The sequence below is a fragment of the Flavobacterium terrae genome (assembly GCF_900142035.1).
GTDB lineage: Bacteria > Bacteroidota > Bacteroidia > Flavobacteriales > Flavobacteriaceae > Flavobacterium > Flavobacterium terrae.
The window spans coordinates 95,926-118,690 of sequence record NZ_FQZI01000003.1; the positions used below are offsets into that span (position 1 = coordinate 95,926).

15 protein-coding genes and 7 tRNA genes are annotated in these 22,765 nt (G+C 32.8%); 13 read left to right on the forward strand and 9 right to left on the reverse strand.

Annotation, left to right across the window (positions count from 1 at the left end; all coding sequences use genetic code 11):
- Window positions 1-23: 23 nt before the first annotated feature.
- The 13 genes from BUC09_RS08440 to BUC09_RS08485 all read left to right on the forward strand — a co-directional run bounded on the left by BUC09_RS08440 (window position 24) and on the right by BUC09_RS08485 (window position 15,360).
- Window positions 24-8,264 (forward strand): RHS repeat-associated core domain-containing protein, encoded by an 8,241-nt coding sequence (locus BUC09_RS08440; RefSeq protein ID WP_073310581.1) that lies wholly within the window; start codon window positions 24-26, stop codon window positions 8,262-8,264.
- Window positions 8,265-8,284: 20 nt separating this feature from the next.
- Window positions 8,285-10,003, forward strand: coding sequence for a cholesterol oxidase substrate-binding domain-containing protein (locus BUC09_RS08445; RefSeq protein ID WP_073310583.1), 1,719 nt, complete (start codon window positions 8,285-8,287; stop codon window positions 10,001-10,003).
- Window positions 10,004-10,022: 19 nt separating this feature from the next.
- Window positions 10,023-10,298 (forward strand): hypothetical protein, encoded by a 276-nt coding sequence (locus BUC09_RS08450; protein WP_073310585.1) that lies wholly within the window; start codon window positions 10,023-10,025, stop codon window positions 10,296-10,298.
- Window positions 10,299-11,121: 823 nt separating this feature from the next.
- Window positions 11,122-11,195 (forward strand) — tRNA-Arg (locus BUC09_RS08455).
- 8 nt (window positions 11,196-11,203) lie between these two features.
- Window positions 11,204-11,275, forward strand: a tRNA-Arg gene (locus tag BUC09_RS08460).
- A gap of 27 nt (window positions 11,276-11,302) precedes the next feature.
- Window positions 11,303-11,374 (forward strand) — tRNA-Asp (locus BUC09_RS14795).
- A gap of 7 nt (window positions 11,375-11,381) precedes the next feature.
- Window positions 11,382-11,452, forward strand: a tRNA-His gene (locus BUC09_RS14800).
- A gap of 6 nt (window positions 11,453-11,458) precedes the next feature.
- Window positions 11,459-11,532: transfer RNA gene (locus BUC09_RS14805), tRNA-Pro, on the forward strand.
- A 202-nt stretch (window positions 11,533-11,734) separates the two neighbouring features.
- Window positions 11,735-11,859: transfer RNA gene (locus BUC09_RS14810), tRNA-Leu, on the forward strand.
- Window positions 11,860-11,863: 4 nt separating this feature from the next.
- A tRNA-Phe gene (locus tag BUC09_RS08465) sits at window positions 11,864-11,936 on the forward strand.
- 29 nt (window positions 11,937-11,965) lie between these two features.
- Window positions 11,966-12,289, forward strand: coding sequence for a hypothetical protein (locus BUC09_RS08470; protein WP_073310587.1), 324 nt, complete (start codon window positions 11,966-11,968; stop codon window positions 12,287-12,289).
- A 55-nt stretch (window positions 12,290-12,344) separates the two neighbouring features.
- Window positions 12,345-13,355, forward strand: coding sequence for an RNA ligase family protein (locus BUC09_RS08475; RefSeq protein ID WP_073310589.1), 1,011 nt, complete (start codon window positions 12,345-12,347; stop codon window positions 13,353-13,355).
- Window positions 13,356-14,058: 703 nt separating this feature from the next.
- Complete coding sequence (locus tag BUC09_RS08485; protein WP_234972536.1) at window positions 14,059-15,360, forward strand: slipin family protein; 1,302 nt, start codon at window positions 14,059-14,061, stop codon at window positions 15,358-15,360.
- Window positions 15,361-15,411: 51 nt separating this feature from the next.
- Here BUC09_RS08485 and BUC09_RS08490 read toward each other — a convergent pair whose 3' ends face one another.
- The 9 genes from BUC09_RS08490 to BUC09_RS08530 all read right to left on the reverse strand — a co-directional run bounded on the left by BUC09_RS08490 (window position 15,412) and on the right by BUC09_RS08530 (window position 22,755).
- Window positions 15,412-15,969: a DUF4256 domain-containing protein gene (locus BUC09_RS08490; protein ID WP_073310591.1), complete on the reverse strand. Its 558-nt coding sequence runs from the start codon at window positions 15,967-15,969 to the stop codon at window positions 15,412-15,414.
- A gap of 25 nt (window positions 15,970-15,994) precedes the next feature.
- Window positions 15,995-16,408, reverse strand: coding sequence for an OsmC family protein (locus BUC09_RS08495; RefSeq protein WP_073310593.1), 414 nt, complete (start codon window positions 16,406-16,408; stop codon window positions 15,995-15,997).
- A gap of 110 nt (window positions 16,409-16,518) precedes the next feature.
- The gene (locus BUC09_RS08500; protein ID WP_073310595.1) at window positions 16,519-17,268 is read right to left on the reverse strand and encodes a maleate cis-trans isomerase family protein; all 750 of its coding nucleotides are present in this window, start codon (window positions 17,266-17,268) and stop codon (window positions 16,519-16,521) included.
- Between the two features lies 1 nt (window position 17,269).
- Window positions 17,270-17,899: a class I SAM-dependent methyltransferase gene (locus BUC09_RS08505; RefSeq protein WP_073310597.1), complete on the reverse strand. Its 630-nt coding sequence runs from the start codon at window positions 17,897-17,899 to the stop codon at window positions 17,270-17,272.
- Window positions 17,900-17,910: 11 nt separating this feature from the next.
- Window positions 17,911-18,819 (reverse strand): fumarylacetoacetate hydrolase family protein, encoded by a 909-nt coding sequence (locus tag BUC09_RS08510; protein WP_073310599.1) that lies wholly within the window; start codon window positions 18,817-18,819, stop codon window positions 17,911-17,913.
- A 17-nt stretch (window positions 18,820-18,836) separates the two neighbouring features.
- Entirely contained in the window at window positions 18,837-19,946 is a 1,110-nt protein-coding gene (locus tag BUC09_RS08515) for a cupin domain-containing protein (RefSeq protein ID WP_073310601.1), read from the reverse strand.
- 59 nt (window positions 19,947-20,005) lie between these two features.
- Window positions 20,006-21,328: an APC family permease gene (locus BUC09_RS08520; protein ID WP_073310602.1), complete on the reverse strand. Its 1,323-nt coding sequence runs from the start codon at window positions 21,326-21,328 to the stop codon at window positions 20,006-20,008.
- Between the two features lie 14 nt (window positions 21,329-21,342).
- Complete coding sequence (locus BUC09_RS08525; RefSeq protein ID WP_073310604.1) at window positions 21,343-22,323, reverse strand: carbon-nitrogen hydrolase family protein; 981 nt, start codon at window positions 22,321-22,323, stop codon at window positions 21,343-21,345.
- A 9-nt stretch (window positions 22,324-22,332) separates the two neighbouring features.
- Entirely contained in the window at window positions 22,333-22,755 is a 423-nt protein-coding gene (locus tag BUC09_RS08530) for an acyl-CoA thioesterase (RefSeq protein WP_073310606.1), read from the reverse strand.
- Window positions 22,756-22,765 lie beyond the last annotated feature (10 nt).

The window sequence follows — 22,765 nt, forward strand, 5'->3', positions numbered from 1 at the left end:
TAATAATCAAATAAACTACTAAAATGAACTCAAATAATGCAACTAATAATGACCAGAGTAAACCTCAGGTCACGACCTTTCAGTTTAATAACAAAACGGTAGGTCAAATAAAAGAAAGTGTCAATTTATTTACTGGTACTGCTAATATTCCAATCAATATAGCCACTTTTCAGGGGAGAAAAGGACTAGATGTAGATGTGAATATCATGTACACTAGTAATATAAAAAACTCTGTAGAAAACTGGAACCTTACAAATCCAACTGGAATTTTAGGTTTGGGATGGGACATGTCATTTGATAAAATTGTTGTTAATAAAAATGGCAGTGGCACTTCGTCATCTGATGATTATTTTTTAATAGAAAATGGTAGTTCAAATCCTTTGATTCAAGATGGTTTATTACCGGAAAATCCAGCAAGTTTATTATTGTTTCAACTTAGAAATTTTGAATTTTGGGACATACAATATGATCCATATAATGAAAAATGGACCATTATTAAAGAAGATGGAACCATCTATATTTATGGTGATAAAAATAGTGGTAGAAACACCGTGCAGCATGGAGTTCAGTGGGGTAACTGGATGGGGACTTCTAATGTTACAACTGGACAAGAAAACTATGTGACTGCTTGGAATCTATCTGAAGTTCGAAATACTTGGGATCAATCTGTTTTATATAAATACGATAACGTAAATGTTCCTGTAGGCAACTCAAATGGTTTAGTTCATACTCAAGCTTCTTATCTAAAACAAATTAAAGATAGTTTTCAAAGAACAATTACATTCTTTTATGGTGAAAAATATGGAGCTAATAATCCTAGTTCACAAAATATAGTAGAGTATCAAGCAATGCATACTAATCAAGTCGCTCCCAATGCATATCAGGATGGCTATGAAACACGCTTTTTAGACTATATCGAAGTAAGAAATAAGTTGAATCTATTACAGTTTAGTATTGTTTTTGAATATGATTTCATCAATTTAGGTTCTAATAGCCAAACAACAGTTTACCCACTAATGTGGAAAAGAGTTTTAAAAAGCTTTTGGCAAGTACAACCTAAAGGGAATACTTTGCCTGGAATGGAGTTTGAGTACTATGATAAAATGCAAGATACAAATGCGGGTGCCTTAAAAAGTATTTTATATCCGCAAGGTGCAAAAGCTATCTATACTTATAAAAATGAACCTTTAAATAGTTCTCGAAATATTAAAGTAACTAGTCCAATGACTAACGCCATACCAAGAGTGTGGTTTGGTACAGATTATACAGTAATAACATGGTATGATAAAGTCAATAAGAAATTAGTAGCAAAAGTACATTCATGGTCAGGAAATTGGTCGACTTATGAATTAAATTCAGATGTTCCTACAACACCATATTTTACGAATGTTGATTTTGATATCGATTCATTGGGCGTTATTGCAAAATCGGATTATATAGCACTTTATTTTACTGAAAAAACTAAAAAACAACTTCAGCTATTTTTATACAGAAGAAATCCAGAGAAGTTTGGAACGTTTAATTTGACTAATGGTGTTCAAAATTTTCCTTTAAAATCGGATACTTCAAAAGTTGGAGTAGAGTCTGGAAGAGATTTTGTAATAGTTTCAAGTAAAGAAATTACAACTACTCCAGTAACTATTTTTCAATGGAACTGGAAACAAAGAACATGGAATAGTTCTGCAAATCCTGTACAGGGAGGTATTTCTATATTAACTCCGTTACCTTCAGATATCGCAAATGCTTCTAATATTTTACTAAAAGCAAAAGATAATTATTACATCGCTTCTTTTTATAACTACAATACAAAAGTCTTACAGTTTCAATTATTTTATCATAACGGAAACAATATATGGACAAAGAGTAATCTTTACAGTACTTCAAATGTCAGTATTTATAAAGATTCAGACACTAATGATTTTCCTTTTAGCTTAACTTTAAGTAATTCTTTTGCCGTAGCAACCTATATTACTGCTCAAACTAATGATAAAATAAACTATAGTCTCAGAGTTCTACAATGGGATAAAAACTTCAATTTACTAGATGCAGGAAATCCTTTTGTTAAAAATTATGAAACACCAATTGTAGAGGGCAAATCACAATATCAATTATTTTCAACGATTTTAACTGATGCAATGGTTACTAATAATCCATTTGCAAATAGATATTTAGGAGGTATTGGAACTAGTAATAATGTTCAAAATTGGAAATCAACTGCATTCACAACAAAACCCGATGATAAAGTAAGCTTTGCAACGGGTATTGATGTGATTACAATGTCAAAAGTACAAGGGAATTCAAACATTAATCAATATTTTCAATTTAATCCAAATACAGGGGCTTGGGGTTCAATTCAGAATTTAGCTTCTTCTGATAAAAATATTACGTTTAGCGGTAATTACATGACTGTTGGTAAAGATGTGTATTACTTAAATACTAATGGAAGTTGGATAAAATTATCGCAGCAATTAAATAATCTTAATGCGCCCAATACTGTCCAAAATAGAGCCTCATCATACATAGCTTATCAAGACAATACAGATAGTAACGCACAAACCTATTTTGTAAATCCAAACAACGGAAATATCGATACACCCATAAAGCTTCCTATCACAGCAGAGGGCATTGGTCAAAAAATCGTTGTTGATTCAGAAAATATAAAACCTGGAACTTCACTAGCTGGTGCTGATACATTTGTTACTTATCCTTCAAATCAAGAGTTTGATAGTTGCAATTCTTTAGCTATTTATAAAGTTGTAGATGGAAAAGCAACTGATTCTGTAACCATAACTCCAATTTCTTATATCACAATTACAGATGAAGTAAATGAAGAACAAGCATATTATCAATCGTATGATTATGCTCGTTCAGCACAGTCAATAATTACTTATGATGGTCGTTCTGGCTTAGCTCAATTTCCCAAAGTAACTACATTTTTTGGAACTAAAATTCCAGATGTAAGCAAAACCACTAGTGGTATTTCGATTAGTTATTTTTCTAATGGTGTTTCGGCTCAAAACGAAATTCCTTATGATACCAATTGGATTTATAACTATAGTGCTTTATTAAATGGCGCATTATTGCAAAAGTTGCAATTTGACATAGAGGGTAAATTAGTCACTAAAGAAGTTAACTATTGGCAAATTTTCACAAATAATGTCAATCAAAAAAATTATTTGTATGGTGCATTTTATAGAATTAACAAGGTCTTATCACAACAAGATCGAGTTTCACAGCTCTCAACTGTAAATTATTATCAAGATTTAGGTTTACCAATGTCATCAGTTACATCGTATTATGATTCTGATGGAACATTAAAAACTCTTACAAACGAAAAAAAATATGCAATACAAATCGCAGAATATCAATCTGCTATGAAACAAAAGCATTTACTTAATGCTATTGCTCAGGAGTCAGTGTTTGTGAGTGATAAAAATAATCCTAAAAATTATGTTAGTGCTAAAGTTGTCACATGGAAAAATTGGTCAGAGAATAATGCTTGGAGATGGTCTCCATTTCAAAATTTTGAATGGTTAGGAAATGAAAACAATCAGCCTTCTTTTGATTTTACTTCTTCTCAAAACAATGAAGATTGGCTAAAAAAACAAGAAGTTGTTACTCGTGGAGAATTTGATACAATAAATGAGATGATGAATGTAGAAGGCGTACACTCTTCTTATATTTATAGTAATGATGCTCAATTTCAAATTGCCGAGTTTTTAACTGCAAGTAAATTAGGTAATGAAGTTTCATTTTATAGTTTCGAGTCTTATGAAAACGCTAATGGTTGGGTAATAACCTCTCATGCATCTATTATTCCTAATGAAAATGATGCTACTATAGATGCAAAATTTGGACAGTCTTCTTTAAAAATAAATAATGGAGTAGGTTTACAAAATAGCTTTACACCTCAAAATCAAGAACAGGACTACGTGTTTTCTAGCTATATAAAACTACCCGAAGGTTTTGATATAAGTAAAGGAAATGCAAAATGGATTTTATCATTTGTTCAAAACGGTAATCCAGTTGGGCAGGAAATTGTTTTACCATTTGGTGAGATAGTGGGTAGTTGGATTTATCTTTTTAAAGTGTTTAATTTGAGAGACATTGGTCTTACTAGTAATAGTATAACTTCAGTTGTTATTAAAGCTCAAAATGATAATACACAAAGCCTTGCTTTAATTGATTGTGTCCGATTTTCACCATTGCAAAGCATGATTTCATCAGTTTCAATTAATCAAGAAATTGATGTTGTAGAATCAACTTTAGGAAGTAACGGAGAAATCCAAACTAAGTTTTTTGATGATTATCAAAGAGTTGTAGCCAATACTAGTTTTGCAGATAAAACAGCAGCAATAGCAACAAATTATTTCTCAAGAACTGGAAATAATAATGCCTTTTCTTCCGAAGATCCTAATAGTAAATTAAAACTGTTAGCTGTTGATGGAGGTGATGCTATTCGTTTTACTCAAGGGAATGAATGGAAACAATATTGGACACCAATTCAAGAATCAGATTGGCAAGTTCAAAATGGAGCTTTAAATTATACTACTTCAAATAAAGAGGGAATCCTTGAATACAAAAGCGATAAACTCAATAATTACGGATTATTAGTACAATTAAGTCCTAAAGAAATAATCTCTAATTCATTGGGAATAAGAATAGGGGATATGCTATCAATTCAATGGAATCCTTCGACTAATCAATGGGAATTATTGGATAATAAAAGCCAAGTAATTACAAGTAAAAAACAAACTGTTGAATTAGATGAAACTACCCAAAAAAATAATGGACAGAGTAAATTATTAAGAAGAGGTTTGTATTCTAAAGTAATTAAAGAAGCAATTAAATCAAATCAAAAAGCAGTTTACGAATCAGAATTCGATAAATTTTACAATGTCAATTATAATACAAGAGAAGTAGAGGTTGGTAATCTTGCTGATCAATGGCTAGTCCTTGTTAATGAAAATAGTCTGTTGTTTTTTGCCGATGGAATGTTAATTTTCAATTATTGCTCTTCGGAAATCATATCAGGTAAACCAAGCTTATTTACAAGTAATAAGATTAGTATTGATTATTTATTGACTGCTTTTAGTACAATGGTAACGCAAACCTTTGTAAATGCTACAGGTAATGATTTGCAATCTCAGTTGTTAGATAATACTCGAATGACTGTGATGCAAAACATATTTAATACTCAAGGAAATGTAATTGCAAGTACGAAACCAGCTTTTATAGAAGCATCTTCAACTAATGAGCTTTTTAAGTTTTTACCAAATTTTGCTATTTATGATTGGCAGAGCCAACAAATGAGTGGTTTAATTTCTGAAAATTATCCTGATGATAACGGTTATCCATTTTTTGGATATTTATATGAAGCATCTCCATTGTCTAGAATTATTGAAAAATCAATGCCTGGTGTTGACTACAAACTAGGAGCTAATACGCAAAAATTCTATTACAATAGTAATAATGGTGATTTTGATTTACCTAAAGGTGAGTACTATCAATTGACTGTTGAAGATCAAAATGGTAATAAAACAACAACAATTTCTAATAAAAGAAATCAAGAAGTTCGAAAAATAAGTCAAAAAACACCAACTCAAAATATTGTTTCTGCTGTTTTTTATAATGATTTAGGTTATCCAATAAGAGCTTTGTCGCCCAATTATGTTGAAGGAGATGAAAATAATGAGAATTGGGTAAGTTATCAATCTTATAATTTCTTGGGACAATTAATGTCAACGACTTCTGCTAATGGAGGAACCACTGAAATGATTTATGATAAAGCAGATCGCTTACGTTTCCGTCAGGACGCTGAGGCAAAAAATCAAGGAACGTATCAGTATTACAAATACGATCTTTCAGGTAGAATAATAGAAAGTGGCTATGTATTGGGTACATGGAATAGAGACGCATTACAAGAAAAAGCCAACAATCAACCTAATTATCCAGAAAGTGTAAACACTTGGCGTTTAAAAACATATTATGATTTTGATGGATCAAATTTACCAAATCAAATTGGTCAGGTTGTTAGGACAGAAAACAACCATTCGGATAATGGTCAAGCTGATGTAATTGAAAATTTCGCATACGATGTTTACGGAAATGTAATTCAAAGAATACAAAAAGTAATCAATTTCGACTCTGAAGAATACACAACAGGTTTTCATTATAATAATTTAGGAGGAATTATCCAGATAGATTATCCTGTTCAAAAGAATTCTTCATCATATTCAGTGTATTACACGTATAATGTAATTGGCCAAATTGCAACCATTGGAACTGAAAAGGGGTTAAATGATATTGCTTCATATTCTTACAATCCAACTGGGAAATTGTTAGAGGAAACACTAAACCCAAATGCCACAAGTATAATTCGTAATTATGGCTATGATTCACCAGTTTGGTTAAATAATATGACTGATGTGAAACAGCAAGACAAGTCAGTTGTTTTTGAAGAAAATATTAAAACAGCTATTCCTAATGGTCAAGCGTATTATAACGGTCAGCCAGCGTCTATCAGTTTTGATTATCCTTCTGCTATGGATGCAGGTTCAACATTTGCTAATACGTATAATTCATTAAATGCTTTAGAAAATGTTACAGAAACAAAAGATCAACTAGTTAATAATAAAGCTTATCAGTTTGATAACAATGGAAACTTTGATACTATAACTATAAATTCTAAAACATATCAATTTGAAGCAGAATCAGGTAAAGGAGATCGACTTCAAAAAGTTGTAAATTCTGGTAATCAAAATCCTTTATTTAATTTTCAATACAATTTAAATGGATCTATAGGAAATTACCAAGCTACAGAAGAAGATGGTTATGCTGCTCAAAATCTACAATTTTCGTACGATTCTGGTACTCAAATGACAAATATGATTGATGATTTGACTCTAGATAAACAATATAAGTTTTTTTACAGTAGTTCAAGCGATCGAGTATTAAAGCAACAATTTTCTGGTGATTTACTTCAAGAAAGCACATTATACGTGAAAAGTCTGTCAGGAAATCCATTAGTACAAATTATGAAAACTGAAAATTCTGAAAACACTATCTATTTTGTATATGGACCTGTTGGTATTGTCTCATTTGTCAAAAATGAAAAGTCTTATTATACACTCAAAGATCATTTAGGTTCAATTAGAGTTATAATGGATAATAATGCAGAACCTGTGGCAGCTTATGAATATGATGTTTATGGTAATGTAAAAATCATAGCACAACCTGAAGCAGACTTTTTTCCTTATTTATTTACTAGTCAAGAATATGATTACGAATTAGGAATATATAATTATAAAGCAAGATTCTATTTCAGCCGAATTGGAAGATTTGGAGTTATGGATAGTTACAATCAATTCTTTAGTCCTTATATCTATGCAGGAAATAATCCTTTTGTATATATAGATCCATCTGGACATTTCTCTATTGGCAATTTCTTTTCGGCCATTGGAGGAGCAATAATTGGAGCAATCGAGATTCTTATAGGTGTTGTTATTGATGTTGTTGCAGGTGTTTTAGAGGTTGTAACAGGAGGACTCTCAACTCCAGCAAGCGTTGGACTTGCTTCTTTAGCTGGTGCATTTATAGGTGCAGGTGTTAGTGCAGTAACTTATTCTGCGGTCAGTTTAGTAACCAATGAATTTAGCTGGAAAGAATATGGTATCAATACAGCAGTAGGATTTGTTGCAGGTGCTATAACTGCTGGTTTTGGAGCTGCTGGATCTATTGCTGCCGAAGCTGCTACAGGAGTTAAAGCAGCGGCTGAAGCTGGTCAAGCAGTGAGCACATTAGCAAAAGTGGCCAATGCTGGTATTAAAGGAGCATTCGCTATTGGTGGAGCCGAATTAGCAGCTACTACTTCAAGTTTAATAGATAACGCTGCACACGGTAATAATTTGAGCGCAGGATTGGATGAAGCTTTAGTAAAAGGTGTTTTAAGTTCAACATTATCATGGGCAATACCGGGTATCGATTACAAATCGGGTTGGGGCAATTTATTTGCTAGAATGTCAGCTAGTGTTGCAAAATCAGAAGCCATAGATATTTCTATTCAGTTAGGTTCAAATGCCATTAACGGAAATAGCTTAGATACTGGAATATTGAATACTGTTGTTGGTGGAGTTGTAGGAGGAAGCATTGGAGGATTAGAAACCAATTCTTTTGCTCAAGAGAGAACAAAGCAAGAACTGAATTTTATGAATGTTCCAGTTGCTCAAAATCCAATGCCGGCTGACGGAATCATAAGGTTATAAACAAACATTAAAATTAATTTATGGAAACTACAAATAATCAAATTTTGGAAGGTTTTCCTCCAAATATTACCATTAAACAAGAAACATTTTCAAACTGGGCCAATGCTATAGTTGTCCCTAATGTTTGGACTTGTATTCCAGCAAATGAGGAAGATGTTATTGCAGTTAGCAATTGGGGAGCCACTAATGGTTGGACAGTTCGTGCTCGAGGGATTATGCATAATTGGTCTCCATTGGCTATTACACCTAATTTATCATCGTACGATAAAGTATTACTCATTGATACGACAGTGTCATTAAATCAAATGGAATTTATCTCTGATTTTGAAGGAAAAGGACCAGCTGTAAAAGTAAAAACAGGAGCTACGATGGGCAATCTTTTACAGTATTTAGAAAATGTTTCTGGTGGTAATGGTGCTGCTAGCGGATATAGTTTTCCACATGTTCCAGCTCCAGATCATTTGACAATAGGTGGCGTAATAACAATAAATGCTCATGGTACTGCTGTTCCAACAAGTCCAAATGACGACTTTAAAACTACATATGGTTCAATGAGTAATCGAATTTTATCTTTAACTGCAGTTGTTACTGATCCTGATAGTGAAAGTCCAAATAGTTATCAACTAAAAACTTTCAAGAGAGGTGATAAAGAAATGAATGCTTTAATGACTCAATTGGGACGTAGTCTAATTACCGAAGTAACTTTTCAAGTTGTAGAAAACTATAATTTAAGATGTCTCTCAATTACAGATATTGATGCTAAAACTTTATTTGTTCCATATACAGGTACAAATCCTCCTTTAAATAGTTGTGGTGATTTTCTGAACAAAAATGGTAGAATAGAGATTATTTGGTTTCCCTTTACAAATTATCCCTGGTTAAAAGTATGGACAGTAGAGCAAACAAAACCTTCAACTTCTAGAAAAGTAGACCAACCTAATAATTATCCTTTCTCTGATAATTTACCAGATTTTGTGGTAAAGATGATTGATATGATAATGAGTGTTGCTCCAAGTCTAACACCTGATTTCGGAAAATTAATGTACAAAATGACAAATGAAGGACTTGATGGAAAAATTTTAGGATTCCCAATTTATGATCAATCAAGAGATATTTGGGGACCATCAAAAAACACTCTTTTTTATGTTAAGGATACTACTTTAAGAGTGACTGCAAATGGATATGCAGTTTTAATGAACAAAAATAATGTGCAGCAAGCAATCTCAGATTTTGCAAAACAATTTGAAACTATGTTGGAGAAGTATAAGCAACAAGATAAGTTTCCTATTAATTCACCTCTAGAAATAAGAGTAACTGGTTTAGATAGCGGAGATAATATGCCTTCTTTTTCAAATAATCCAGCGGGAAGACCTGTCATATCAAGCTTGGCTACAGATGGAGAAACAGTTAAAAACGGATGGGATGTTGCTTTATGGTTAGATGTTTTAACTATTCCAGGAACAAACTATTCAGATGAGTTTTATACAGAATTAGAACAATGGTTCCTAGAACATTTTAAAGGCTCAAATGCAAAAGTAGTTCCTGAATGGTCTAAAGGTTGGGCCTATACCAATTCTGGAGCTTGGGCCAATACTGATTTTATGAACAAAGTTAAGTCAGGATTTACTATTTCAAGAGCTAGTGATGATAACTGGGACTGGGAAACTTCAGTTTTGGCAAAATATGATGCTCATAATATTTATCAAAGTAAACTAACAGAACAATTATTTAATAATTAATCATTTAAACACTAAAATTATGTCAAAATCAAAAACTTTCGAGAATGTTACTCCCGCTATTTGGGAATGTGTTAAAGCAACAAGTCTTAAAGAACATGGAACAGTTTATGCACCTCCAGGCGCTAATCAAGGAACAGCAACTACAAATTCAATTGTTGGAGATGTAGTCTTAAATTTTACTTTCAATCCAACAAACAATACTGTTGATTATACAATTACTAAAAAGCCTGGAATTGTATCTGAAAATCAAATTTGGAGTGGAATTTCAAGTACTATTAAAGGTTGTTCCAAGTAATTTAATTTAGTATAAAATATTTTATACTTTTGCATAGTAATGAAAATGACAAAACAACATATAGCATTAGAAAATAAATCTCAATCTCTAAGAGGTCGAGATAGTTTCCCTATGTCAAAAAATGGATGTTTTGTACTAAGTAATACAATGTTTATACGATTTTAAACTATAAATAGTAACAATAATAGCAAAGCGTCCTTCCAAAAAGGGCGCTTTTTTTTGTTTTTATAGAAATTTTTAAACAAAAAAATCAATCAATTGAATAGAAAAAAAGATCATAAATTAAATTTTTAGAAAAAAATAAAAAAATGTTTAATGCATAACCAAAATAGAATTTAAATAACCTTGAAAGTTAATCGAATGAGAGACAGTCATTTGACAAAATAGAGAGTATCCGTTGTAAACGGACAGGATTTTTACTGCCTGAATTTTATTTTAACTTACTGATAATCAATAATTTATTTTTAAAAAATATTTGGAAGTTATTTTTTTTTGACTTTATCTTTGCCATCGAAATAATGACTGAAAACAATCAGACAAAACATTTAAATAAAAATATAATGAAAGTACAATTTCAACATAAAGCACAATTAAGAAATGATCTAGTAATAACTAGACAAGATTTTCGCTCACTGCCGAGTGTGGATTACTATTGTACAATCAAGGGTGTAAATATTAGCAGGCATATATAATTATATATAGCAATTAGTATAACAGGCACCCACTAGGGTGCTTTTTTTATGCCCAAAAAATAGGAGAGTAGGGTTTATTTATCAATAACCATTAGTTATGTAAAGTGTTCAATTTTCTTACTCTCTTTTAAGATCTAATAGCTCAACTGGATAGAGTATTCGCCTACGAAGCGAAGGGTTTCAGGTTCGAATCCTGATTGGATCACAAAATAAGGTTCTATAATTCAATGGATAGAATGGCTGTCTTCTAAACAGCAGATACAAGTTCGAATCTTGTTAGAACCTCATATAAAGTTCTTTAGAAAGGGAACTGGCTCATTGTGGTAAAGGTTAACCTTCCCGACTGTCTCTCGGGAGCTACGAGTTCGATTCTCGTATGAGCCGCTAAATGGTGTTTTTAGTTTAATGGGTAAAACCTCAGAGTGTGAATCTGAAGAACAGGGTTCGAATCCCGAAAACACCCTAACACTGGGAAGATAACGATTGGTTGTTTGTCCTGCATTGGAGGCAGGAGGTTGCAGGTTCGAGCCCTGCTTCCCAGACATTTGATAATAAGAGGAGGATTGCCAGTGGCAGTAAGGTATAAAATGAATTGACAAATGATTTTCATTCTATATCTGATTCGATTCACTTAGTATAGGTTGGTACTCTATTTAAAAATAAAATTGATTTGTGATGTAATTGGTTAGCATAAGAGACTTTGACTCTCTTTGTTTAGGTTCGAGTCCTAACAAATCAACAATTGCAGGAATGGCGAAATGGTAAACGCGTCAGATTTAGAATCTGAATTTTGAGAATTTGAAATGCTTTGCATTCGTGAACACCTTTAAAAATCTATTTAAAAAAGGTGAACAATCTCTCTTTCCGTACAATGGATTAGTGGCGTACATGGTGTGCACGCCTGTCTGAAGAACAGGAGGTATTCGTTCGAGTCGAATCTAGTCCACAAGAGTAATAACAATTAAATTAATAATTATGAGACCAGACATTTTAAAAAGGTTTTTAACGAACACCGATGAGACAGGAAGATTTATTATGAAATCCCGTATAACTGGCATCACGTATTTTGTTGAGCCAATTTACAATGGCAAAACACCTGCCTGGGGCGACGTTGATCCAGCCACTAAGAAGTTAACAGGTAATTATGGCTCAAAATACACAGGTGCAGTGACTAAAAAGGAATCGCTTATTACCGAAGAAAACGGATTTAAAAATATAGGATTTTTCAAAGGTAGTCCTTTTGGAGCGATTGATGTTAGAGATAAAGAACATCAACTTAAGATGGGAATTATCGAATAAAAAAATCAATTCATCTATCAGGTTTTAAATACTTGATAGTTTAAAAAAAGAAAACATGGAATTTAGAAAATACAACTCAATAGAAAATACGTACCAAAAAACAGTTTTGGAACAAATTATCAAACACGAATTTGATGCGGTAGAATATGTCGTGCAAGAAAAAGTACACGGTGCCAACTTTGCTTTTTATACCAATGATATCCAAGTGAAAATAGCTAAACGTTCAGATTTTATTGAAGAAAACGATACGTTTTATAACGCTCATAAAGTAGCTCAAAAATACCATGCAAAAGTAAAGTCATTATTTTATGAAGTAAAAGAATTATTTCCAAATGTACAGTTTATTGCAGTCTTTGGTGAATTGTTTGGAGGTCATTACAACCATCCAGAAGTACCAACTGTTCAAGGCGCAATTAAGGTTCAAAAAGGTATTCATTACAGTCCAGAAAATGATTTTTACGCTTTTGATATTAAAGTGGACAATTCACACTATTTGAATGTTGACTTAGCTAATAAATTGTTTGAAAAAACAGACTTTTTCTATGCAAAGACCTTATTTAAAGGTAGTTTGGCTGATTGTTTGAAATACCCAAATGACTTTAATAGTTTAATTCCAGAATGGTTAGACTTACCTACTTTGGAAACCAACATTGTAGAAGGCGTGATTATTAGACCAGTTGAGGCTTTATTCTTTGGTAATGGAAGTCGTGTTTTGTTAAAAAACAAAAACGAAAAATGGGCTGAAAAAGCAAAATGTGATAAGTCTAAAAAAGATCTTGCACTAGTTGATTTCCCAATAGAGGCCAAACCCGTTTGGTCAAAGATTAAGGATTATGTAACCGTAAACCGTTTGTACAATGTATTGAGCAAAGAGGGCGAATTTTACCCAAAAATCATTGGCAAGTTAACGGGTTGGATGTCTCAAGATGTAATTAACGATTTCAAAAAAGAAAATCCTTCAGAGTTGGATACTTTGGAAAAGGAAAGTCAGAGAGCCATTAACAAACGATTAAACACAATGGTTATTAAGTTAATCAAAGAGGAATTTATGACTTTTGAAGTGTAATTTACATACTGCGTAAATTAATTGCGCAGTATGTTTTGAATCTTTGTTCAAGAAAAATAAGTTCATTGAATTATAAAATATCAAACAAGTCCTGTTGGGTGTTTCTGTATAGCACTTATGTAGTGAGGGTTACGCAAAAGGCGTGTTACAACTTACTATGCAACTTGATTTGATGGTTTTAGGTTATTTCCAAAAAATAATCACCAAGTACGCAGGTTCGAATCCTGCTATGCCGTTAAGGCGTATGGCGGAGTGGTTAAACGCGCAAGATTAGGGATCTTGTTACTATTTGAAAGCATCGGTTCGAGTCCGATATGCAATTTCCATTTGCATTAGCTCAGTTGGTTAGAGCACTACACTGTTAATGTAGCTTTTATTGAAAGAGTTGAGTCTCTCTTTAAAAAGATTCACCAAAAAGATTGAAAACGTAAGGAACTTTTCGGGTTTTATTAACAGATTCATTTTGTTTCGGCAAAATAATTCTTGACATAAAACACTCCTGAAAAAGCCTGAAAAAAGAAGCTGTTTGTAAAACTATTTCTTTGCTTTCGCATTTGATTGTTTCGACTTTGATTTAATAAAAGGAGAAATAAGATATAATGTAAAACCATTTTTATACTTCTATAAACTCACTTTTATCCGTTTTTGAAAGAGCGATAAAGGGACTTACGTTTTTTTAAAAAAGAAATTAAAAATTTAAGATATGTTGAAAAGAATTACAATAGAAACTTTCCAAGTTGGTTTGGTTTTTAAAGAGAAGAAATTGATTCGGGTTTTGACCGAAGGTACATACATTTTGTTTGGCAATAATAAAGATATTGAATACTTCTCAATGAAGGAAGCTTTCAAACCAAACCAAGATTTAGATGTATTGTTGAAAAATGAAACATTGGCTGGAATGTTACAAGTTGTTGAAGTCCCAGAATATCAAGTTGCATTAAAGTTTGTGAATAAATCGTTTAAAGAAGTATTGACAGCTGGTAAATATGCTTTTTGGAAAAATGTTGATGATATTCAGTTTTCATTTGCTAATATGACCATTCAGTTTATGCCACCAACTAACTTGGATATTATGTTGCAAAATGAAACTTTAGCAACTATGTTGGATGTAATTGAAGTAGCAGATAATGAAATTGCTTTGCAATATGTAAATGGAAATTTTAAAGAAATATACACAGCTGGTCGTTATGCGTTTTGGAAAGGAGTTTTGAATTATAAGTTTGTTACTATCGATTTGAATGATTTGAATATTTCAGAAGCAATTGATAAATCTATATTGGAATACCCAAAATTAAAAGCATTTGTGAGACGCTATGAAGTATTGAACTATGAAAAAGGTTTGTTATTTATTAATGGTGAGTTTATCAAAATAGTTGAGCCTGGTGTTTATAACTTTTGGAATAATGCAAATCGAGTAGAGATTAAAGCTGCCGATTTAAGACAACAGCAAATGGAAATTTCAGGTCAAGAATTGTTGACTAAGGATAAAGCCAATTTACGTATCAACTTTTTTGTTAAATACCAAGTAACTGACATTCAAAAAGCGTTAACAGAAAATAAAGATTACGAGAAACAATTGTACATCTTGATGCAATTGGCATTAAGAGCTTATGTTGGCGGATTTACTTTAGATGAATTGTTGACCAAAAAAGATGATATCGCTCAAGCTATTTTAGCTGAAACTAAAGTTAAAGTTGCACAATTAGGTGTAGAAGTTTTTGACGCTGGTATAAGAGATATTATTTTGCCTGGTGATATGAAAGAAATCATGAACCAAGTTTTGGTAGCTGAGAAAAAGGCGCAAGCTAATACCATTATGCGACGTGAGGAAACAGCTTCGATGAGAAGTATGTTGAATACTGCCAAATTGATGGAAGAAAACGAAATGTTGTGGAAATTGAAAGAAATGGAATATGTTGAAAAAATCGCTGATCGTATTGGTGAAATTACCATTTCAGGAAGTGGAAACATTATTGGACAGTTGAAAGAAATTTTCGTCAAATAACTATGAAATAAAGAGCTATGCTAGATAGCTCTTTATTATTTTTTACGAATATTAAACTTTTAATATTCCTCTAAAGCCTCTTGCTGCATAATAAGATTCTGCTCCATTATGATATACAAAGACCGCATCATATCTTCGATCACAAAACAAAGCACCTCCTAATTTTCGAATGCTTTCAGGTGTTTGAATCCAACTAGAAGTTTTTAAATCGAACTTGCCTAATTGCTGTAATTCACGATATTGGGTTTCGGTTAATACATCAATTCCTATTTCATCTGCTAAAGCTTCGACACTATTTTGTGGTTTATGTTCTTTTCTTGACTCTAAGGCCGAATGGTCGTAGCAAAGACTTCTTCTTCCTTTAGGACTTTCTACAGAACAATCACAAAAAATGTATTGATTAGTTTCAATGTCAAATCCAATTACATCAGGTTCGCCTCCAGTTTCTTCCATTAAATTTAAGGACCAAAGCTTTTCAGGATTTGCATTTAGTTTTTTTAGAATTTCATTCCATTGTAAATTTTTGTGGCGTGTAGTGTTGTCCTCAAATCTTCTTTCTAAAATACTTAAGATATTTTGTTCTTGAGAAACAGATAATGCTTTATTCATCAGTAAATTAAGTATATAATAAAAATTATTGATTTAATTTAAAAGTAACATTTATTTTAGTATTAAGTAATTTAGAAATTGGACAATTAGTTTCAGCATCTCGAACTAATTCTTCAAATTTAGAATTATCAATATCTGGAACTTTAGCTGTTAAATTCAAATTTGAAGCTACAATACTTCCATCTTCAAAAACTATCTCACAATCCGTTTTTAATTCTTCAGCAGTAAAACCAGCGGCTTGCAAATTAAAAGCCAATTTCATAGTAAAACAACCTGAATGTGCAGCACCAATTAGTTCTTCAGGATTAGTACCAACTCCTTCCTCAAATCTTGAACTAAAGGAGTATTGTGTATTATTTAAGACTGTGCTTTGTGTGGTTAAGTGACCTTTCCCATCTTTTCCTGAGCCATTCCAAACGGCTGTTGCTTTTCTTTTCATGTGTTTATTTTTAGTAGTTTTTATTGAAATCTAAATTTACGAAATTTGTCCAAGCAAAATATATAAAAAAAGACCTCATTGAGGTCTTTAAATATTATAATAGTTGCAGATTAATATTTCCCGCTTAGCAATTCACCTCCAATAGGTGCTTTAGCTTCGATTCCTAATTTTTTCATCATTTCGTATGTTGTACAAACTGCAGCTGAAGTTACTGGAATACCAATTTCTTTCTGAATTAAATCAATCGCTTCCAATGAAGGCATTTGCACACATGCCGAAGCTACTAAAACATCAACTCCAGTTAAATCTAGTCTTTTATAAATTTCCAGTAAACTCATTGGGTCTTGAGCGGCTACTTCTAAATTATCAGGGATTTCCAATGCAATTGAATCAACTACTTCAAATCCTTGATGTTCAATATAATCCACAACTAAATCAGTCAACGGACGCATATATGGAGTGATAACCGCCACTTTTTTAGCCTCTAAAACTTTCAATCCATTAATCAAAGCTCCAGCCGAAGTTACAATAGGAGTAGGGAAGTCGTTTGCAACAGTTTCTTGATGTAAATTCACTTCCGAGACACAATGATAACCACGTCCCATACTCATAATCGCTACTAAACATGCATAACCCATAACATCTACATGCGCATCTGAAAGTTCTTGCGCACATTTTAAACTCATGGCATCCATTGCTTCCAATTCTTCTTTGGTTACTTTTTTCATTCGCATTCTACTACTATGAAATGTAAAACGCTCCAGCAAAATAGTCTCGCGTGAACGGAAAACAGCTGGAATTTCGGTTTCCATGGTAACATTTGAAGAAGGAACTATTTGTCCTATTCTATATTTTTTCATTTTATTTTTTTGCAATTAGTATTAAATCTGTTGTTTCAGTTCCATTATGCTCTGGGAACTTTTTGTGCTGTAAAGCTATTATTGAAAAACCATTTTGAATCAAAGATTCCGTTAAATAATCTTCTTGGTGATAATGAATAAAAATTTCGTCACCAGTACTTCCTTTTTTTAATCCTGATTTGCTGTAGTCATCTTCCATTGTACTTAAATATAAAATACCATTAGAATTTAGACATGCTGAAGCGTCTTTAATCAATTGTATAGCATCTTCTTTTGAGAGATAAGGCAATCCAAAGCCACACATAATGCCGTCAAAAGTCTTATTCATTTTTAAAAAATCACGACAGTCTAATAACTGAAAAGTCGCTGACGGGTTGTTCTTTTGGGCTAATTCAATCATGTTCGGTGCCAAATCTATTCCTAAAACCTCAAAATCGGGACGTTTCTGTAAAAGATATTTAGTTATATTTCCAGGACCACAAGCAAGTTCTAAAACTGATGGATTTTCTTTTTGAATTGAATCACAAAATAAGTCAAAAGTATCGTTGTACAAATCAAAATCCATGAATCTATCTTGGTAAAGACTTGCACATTTATCGAAAACTTCGACCGCTTTTTGTGTCTTATTCACTTTAAGAATTATTATATTTCCTTGATAGTGTTGACAATAGTTCCGATGCCTTCTACTGTAGCCTCAACTACATCACCATCATACATCCATTCTTGAGGATCACGACCAGCACCAACACCAGCTGGTGTTCCTGTCGCAATGATATCCCCTGGTTCCAAAGTGAAAACGATACTCAAATCTTCAATCAAATCATTGATATTAAAGAGCATGAACTTGGTATTCGAATTTTGTTTTTCAATACCATTCACTTTCAACGATAAATTCAAATTATGAGGATTTTCAATTTCATCTTTAGTAACTAAAATTGGTCCCATAGGAGCGAAAGTATCTTGACCTTTAGAAACAATCCATTGACCTTCACGACGACAATCGCGTGCAGAAATGTCATTAATTACAGTATAACCAAAAACATAATCTAATGCATCTTGTTTAGTTACATATTTTCCTTTTTTACTAATAACAACTGCTAATTCACATTCCCAATCTAGTTGTGAAGTCAATTTTGTGTTTTTAATGATATTTGTATTTGTTGCCGTAACCGTTGTTGGTGGTTTCGAGAAAATGATTGGTTTTGTTGGTAATTTCCCAGTTGTGTCTAATGTTCTCGCACTTTCTGCAACATGTTCTGTGTAATTTAATCCAATTCCAATGATATTTTTTCTAGGCTTTGGTATTGGTGCCAAAAAAGTCACTTCATTTATATCATAAGCAATTTCATCAAATTGTTTTTCACTTGTATCAGCAATTAAATCATTAATTTCAGCAATAACGTCAAAGCCCATGTCGATTAGTTCCAACATAGTTTTTGGCAATGGAAAGTTGGAAACATCTCCAAAATCTTCCATGTCAATTACTTGGTTGTTGTGAATAAAGCCTAATCTTGGTTCTGAACCTTCAATTGAATAAGTAAGTAATTTCATTATATTATAAGTATGTTTTATTCTAAAATTTGATTTCCATTATTGTCTGAATACACTCTTTCCTGATACAATCCTAATCCTTCGATTACAGGTAAATCATTAAAAGAAAACAAGCAAGCGTCTTCGGTATTTGAAGCATTATGATGCTCATGCCAAGCCCATGATGGTACACAAAAAATGTCTCTTTCTTTCCAATCAAATCGTTTTCCGTTAATTATGGAATAACCACTTCCTTTTGCACATTGATATACAAAAGAACCAGTATGTTTATGTGCTTTACCTTTAAAACCAGCAGGTAACAACTGCATTGAAGCACCCATGGTTTGCATTACATGACCACCTGTCAACGGGTTTGAATACTGCATGATAATTCCGTCGAAAGTCGAACCTTCATTAACCTTAGTAGCTTCTAATAAAGCTGGATACACTTGCTTCCAAGAATACTTGAATAATGGAGAATAGGGCTTATCCCAAACTTTATCTGCTGGAATAATCCCAGCACCACCATACGATAATGGCAAATAATTAGTTGGTGCTTGCAAGGGTTGTTTTCCATCATAAACGGCATAATCATTCGCTTCTAAAGCATTTACTAATGGAATATCTAAGCCATCTTGCCAAACACAAGTTTTACCATTTTCTGCAACACCATGTTCGTGCCAAGCAGAATTTGGTGTAATTACAAAATCGTTTACTTCAAAAGTTACTTTATTTCCATCCACAACAGTATAACCACCTTCACCTTCCATAATGAAACGTAGGGCAGAAGCTCTATGACGATGTGCTGATGTACTTTCGCCAGGACGTGTTACCTGAATTCCAGTATACAACCACCCAACTGCAGCAGAAACATCTTTACGCTTATCATTTACTAAATACACTACACGTCTTCCGGCTTGTTCAGGAGTAACCAAATCAGATGATTTTAAGACCAATTCTCTTAAGTTTTCATACTTCCAGAGCATAGGAACCGAAGAAGTTCTTGGTTCCCAAGGTTCAATATCGTTAGCTACTGTCCATAATGCACCAGCTCCTAAACCTTCTAATTCTTTATAATAAGCTTCCAGTTCTGGAGTATCTTGCACTCGTGCACGACCAATTACGTCGTCGCTATATTTATTTTCCATATCTATTTTTCAAAACATTAGTCGTAAAATTACGATTTATCTTCTAACTTTTTAGGTGATTATTCTTTATTTGATTTGATTCTGAGTGCTAAAAAAACGGGATACGAAAGTAAAGTGATGGTACCAATGATAAGAAAACTTTTACTATCGCTGTAAGCAAAACCTATAAACAAAGCAAGGGAAAATAAGATCATCAATATTGATGTATATGGATAACCCCAAGATTTATATGGCCTTTCTAAATTAGGTTCAGAAAAACGCAATTTTATCAACGAAATATAAGTCAATCCCCAAACAGTGATGGCCATAAAAGTTGATAATGAAAACAAAATTTCGAAGGTACCGATGCAAATTAGACCAAAAGCAAATAGTGAAGAAACTAGCAACGTAACTATTGGAGTTCCACTATCATTGATTAAAGTTCCTTTTTGAATAAAAAAACCATCTCGACTCATTCCATACAAAATTCGTGAAGGCATCATCATATAAGCATTTAGAATACTGATAATAGAAAAAACAGCAATAACAGTAACCACTAAAGAGCCTTTTTCTCCAAAAACAACTTTAGCAACATCTGAAGCCGCTAAAGGTGAATTAGCAATGTTAGATATTGGTAAGACATCCAAAAATGCCATATTGATAATTATATATATAGTAATCACAACAAACGCACCTAAATACATTGATTTCGGGATATTTTTACCTGGATTTTCATCTTCTTCAGCAAAAAAAGAGGCTGCATTCCAACCATCATAAGTTCCCAAAACCAGTTGTAACGATTTAAAAAAAGAAATAATAACACTAGCTTCTAATAGTCCAGATGTTTTTTTTATTGGTTCAATTTTAATACCTGTATAAGTAAAGCAAGCAATAATTAATATGACAAACAATATCACTTTGATAATACTAGAGATTTGTTGTACAATGCTTCCGTTTTTAATTCCGGTCGAATGAAGCAGTGTAAAACCTACTAGGAATGCAATCGCAATAACAGTTGTCCTGTTTTGCCATTCCGGAATGAGAATTACGATATACTCACTAATAACAATACAAAAAAATGCAGGCGCAATTGCATTGGAAAAATAGTCAAACCAACCCGTTATAAATCCAGCATAATTACCAAAAGCACGCTTCACATAATTATAAGAACCACCAGCTTTGGGCAACATTGTGGCTAATTCTGCATAAGTTCCAATGCCAATCAAAACGTAAATACCACCCAATAACCAGCAAGTAATGATGAGCCAATAGTCATTTAACATTCCAGCAATTGTTCCTGGAGTTCTTAATATACCTACACCTATTGTTCCACCAATTAGAATAGCAATTCCGAAACTAACACCAAGTATTTTTTTTAGTTGATTTGGGGAATTGTTCTCCATAAGTGTGTTTCGGTTTAATTTTTATTAAACTCTTCGTGATTATCAATAAATGTTATTTTTCGTGTTGGAGCAATATTTACTCTTAAATCGAAAATATCAAAACGGTTGTAATGTCCTAAAATGTCGTGCATTTGTTTCGGTTGGATGCATTTTGCCAAATCAATATCGGCGTACACAATTCCTTCGTCGTCAATCAAAGGCTCACCGATTACAGCACCATTTGGCCCAATAAAACCTGAAAACGCAGAATTTTTACGTGTTAGTAATTCTTCAATATTAGGAACATCATCTTTCAATGCATCCATAATTTCTTTTGAAATGGTCGAACAAGAAACAATAGTAAATAATTTACCTTCAAAAGAATGCGCAGCAGCACGGATCTTAATGGCTTCCGCCATATTGTAATCTGGTGGTGCAACTGGTAGGGAAATGTAATTCGCTATGTGTATCAATTCACCTTGAGAAAGCAATGTAAAACGTGCTAATGTATTGGTGTTTTCACCACAAGCCAACGTTCCAATTGGACCAATTTCGGTATCATATACTTTTAAAGAAGAACCGTCACCCGAAGTCCAGGTTAGTTTTTCTGCCCATGTAGGAACCAATTTACGGTGTATTCCAATTAAATTTCCGTTGTTGTCAATGATTAAATTGGTATTGTAAATTTCACCGTAACTATTGCCACGTTCATTAACTCCAATGACAATGTGAATATCGTTGTCTTTGGCTGCCTGATACAATCCTAACATGTCGGCATCTTCAGTGGTTACGGAACTTTTATACAATTCTTCGTACCATTTGCTTCCCTGAACCGGTGTCATGACCCAATTCCAATATGGATAACCAGCAACGAAAACTTCCGGAAAAGCAATAAGTTTAGCACCATTAGCCGCAGCTTCCTGAACAAAGGTAATGGCCTTGTCAATTGTTTTTTCAACATTTAAAAAAACGGGCGACGTTTGAACAGTTGCGGCTTTAAATTTTTTAAATTCCATTGGGTTTTATTAAGACATTAAATAGAAAGCAATTTTGTTTCGGGTTTCATCGTTGAATGGTTCCGATTTAATCGTTTTTCGATCGGGTTCAATGGTTACATTTACCAGAGTAACTTCTCCTTCCAAAATAGTTTCGTTATCCTGATTTTTAAATAGAAAGCCACAAAGCAGGGAAGAAGAACGCAATTCCTTAACCCATAATTCCTTCGTTAACGTTTCACCAAGTCTGGCCGCTTTTTTAAATTGAACTTTTAAATCAACAGTTGGAATACCATTCGATTCATGCATTTTATGAAATGGGCGGTGCAAAGCTTCTTCAAACCAATCTTCCACTAAAGCATTTAGCATTTCTAAAAATCTTGGATAGAACACAATTCCTGCAAAATCAATATGTTGGAATCGTACTTTTTCTTGTTTAATGAAATAATTCATAGTATATATT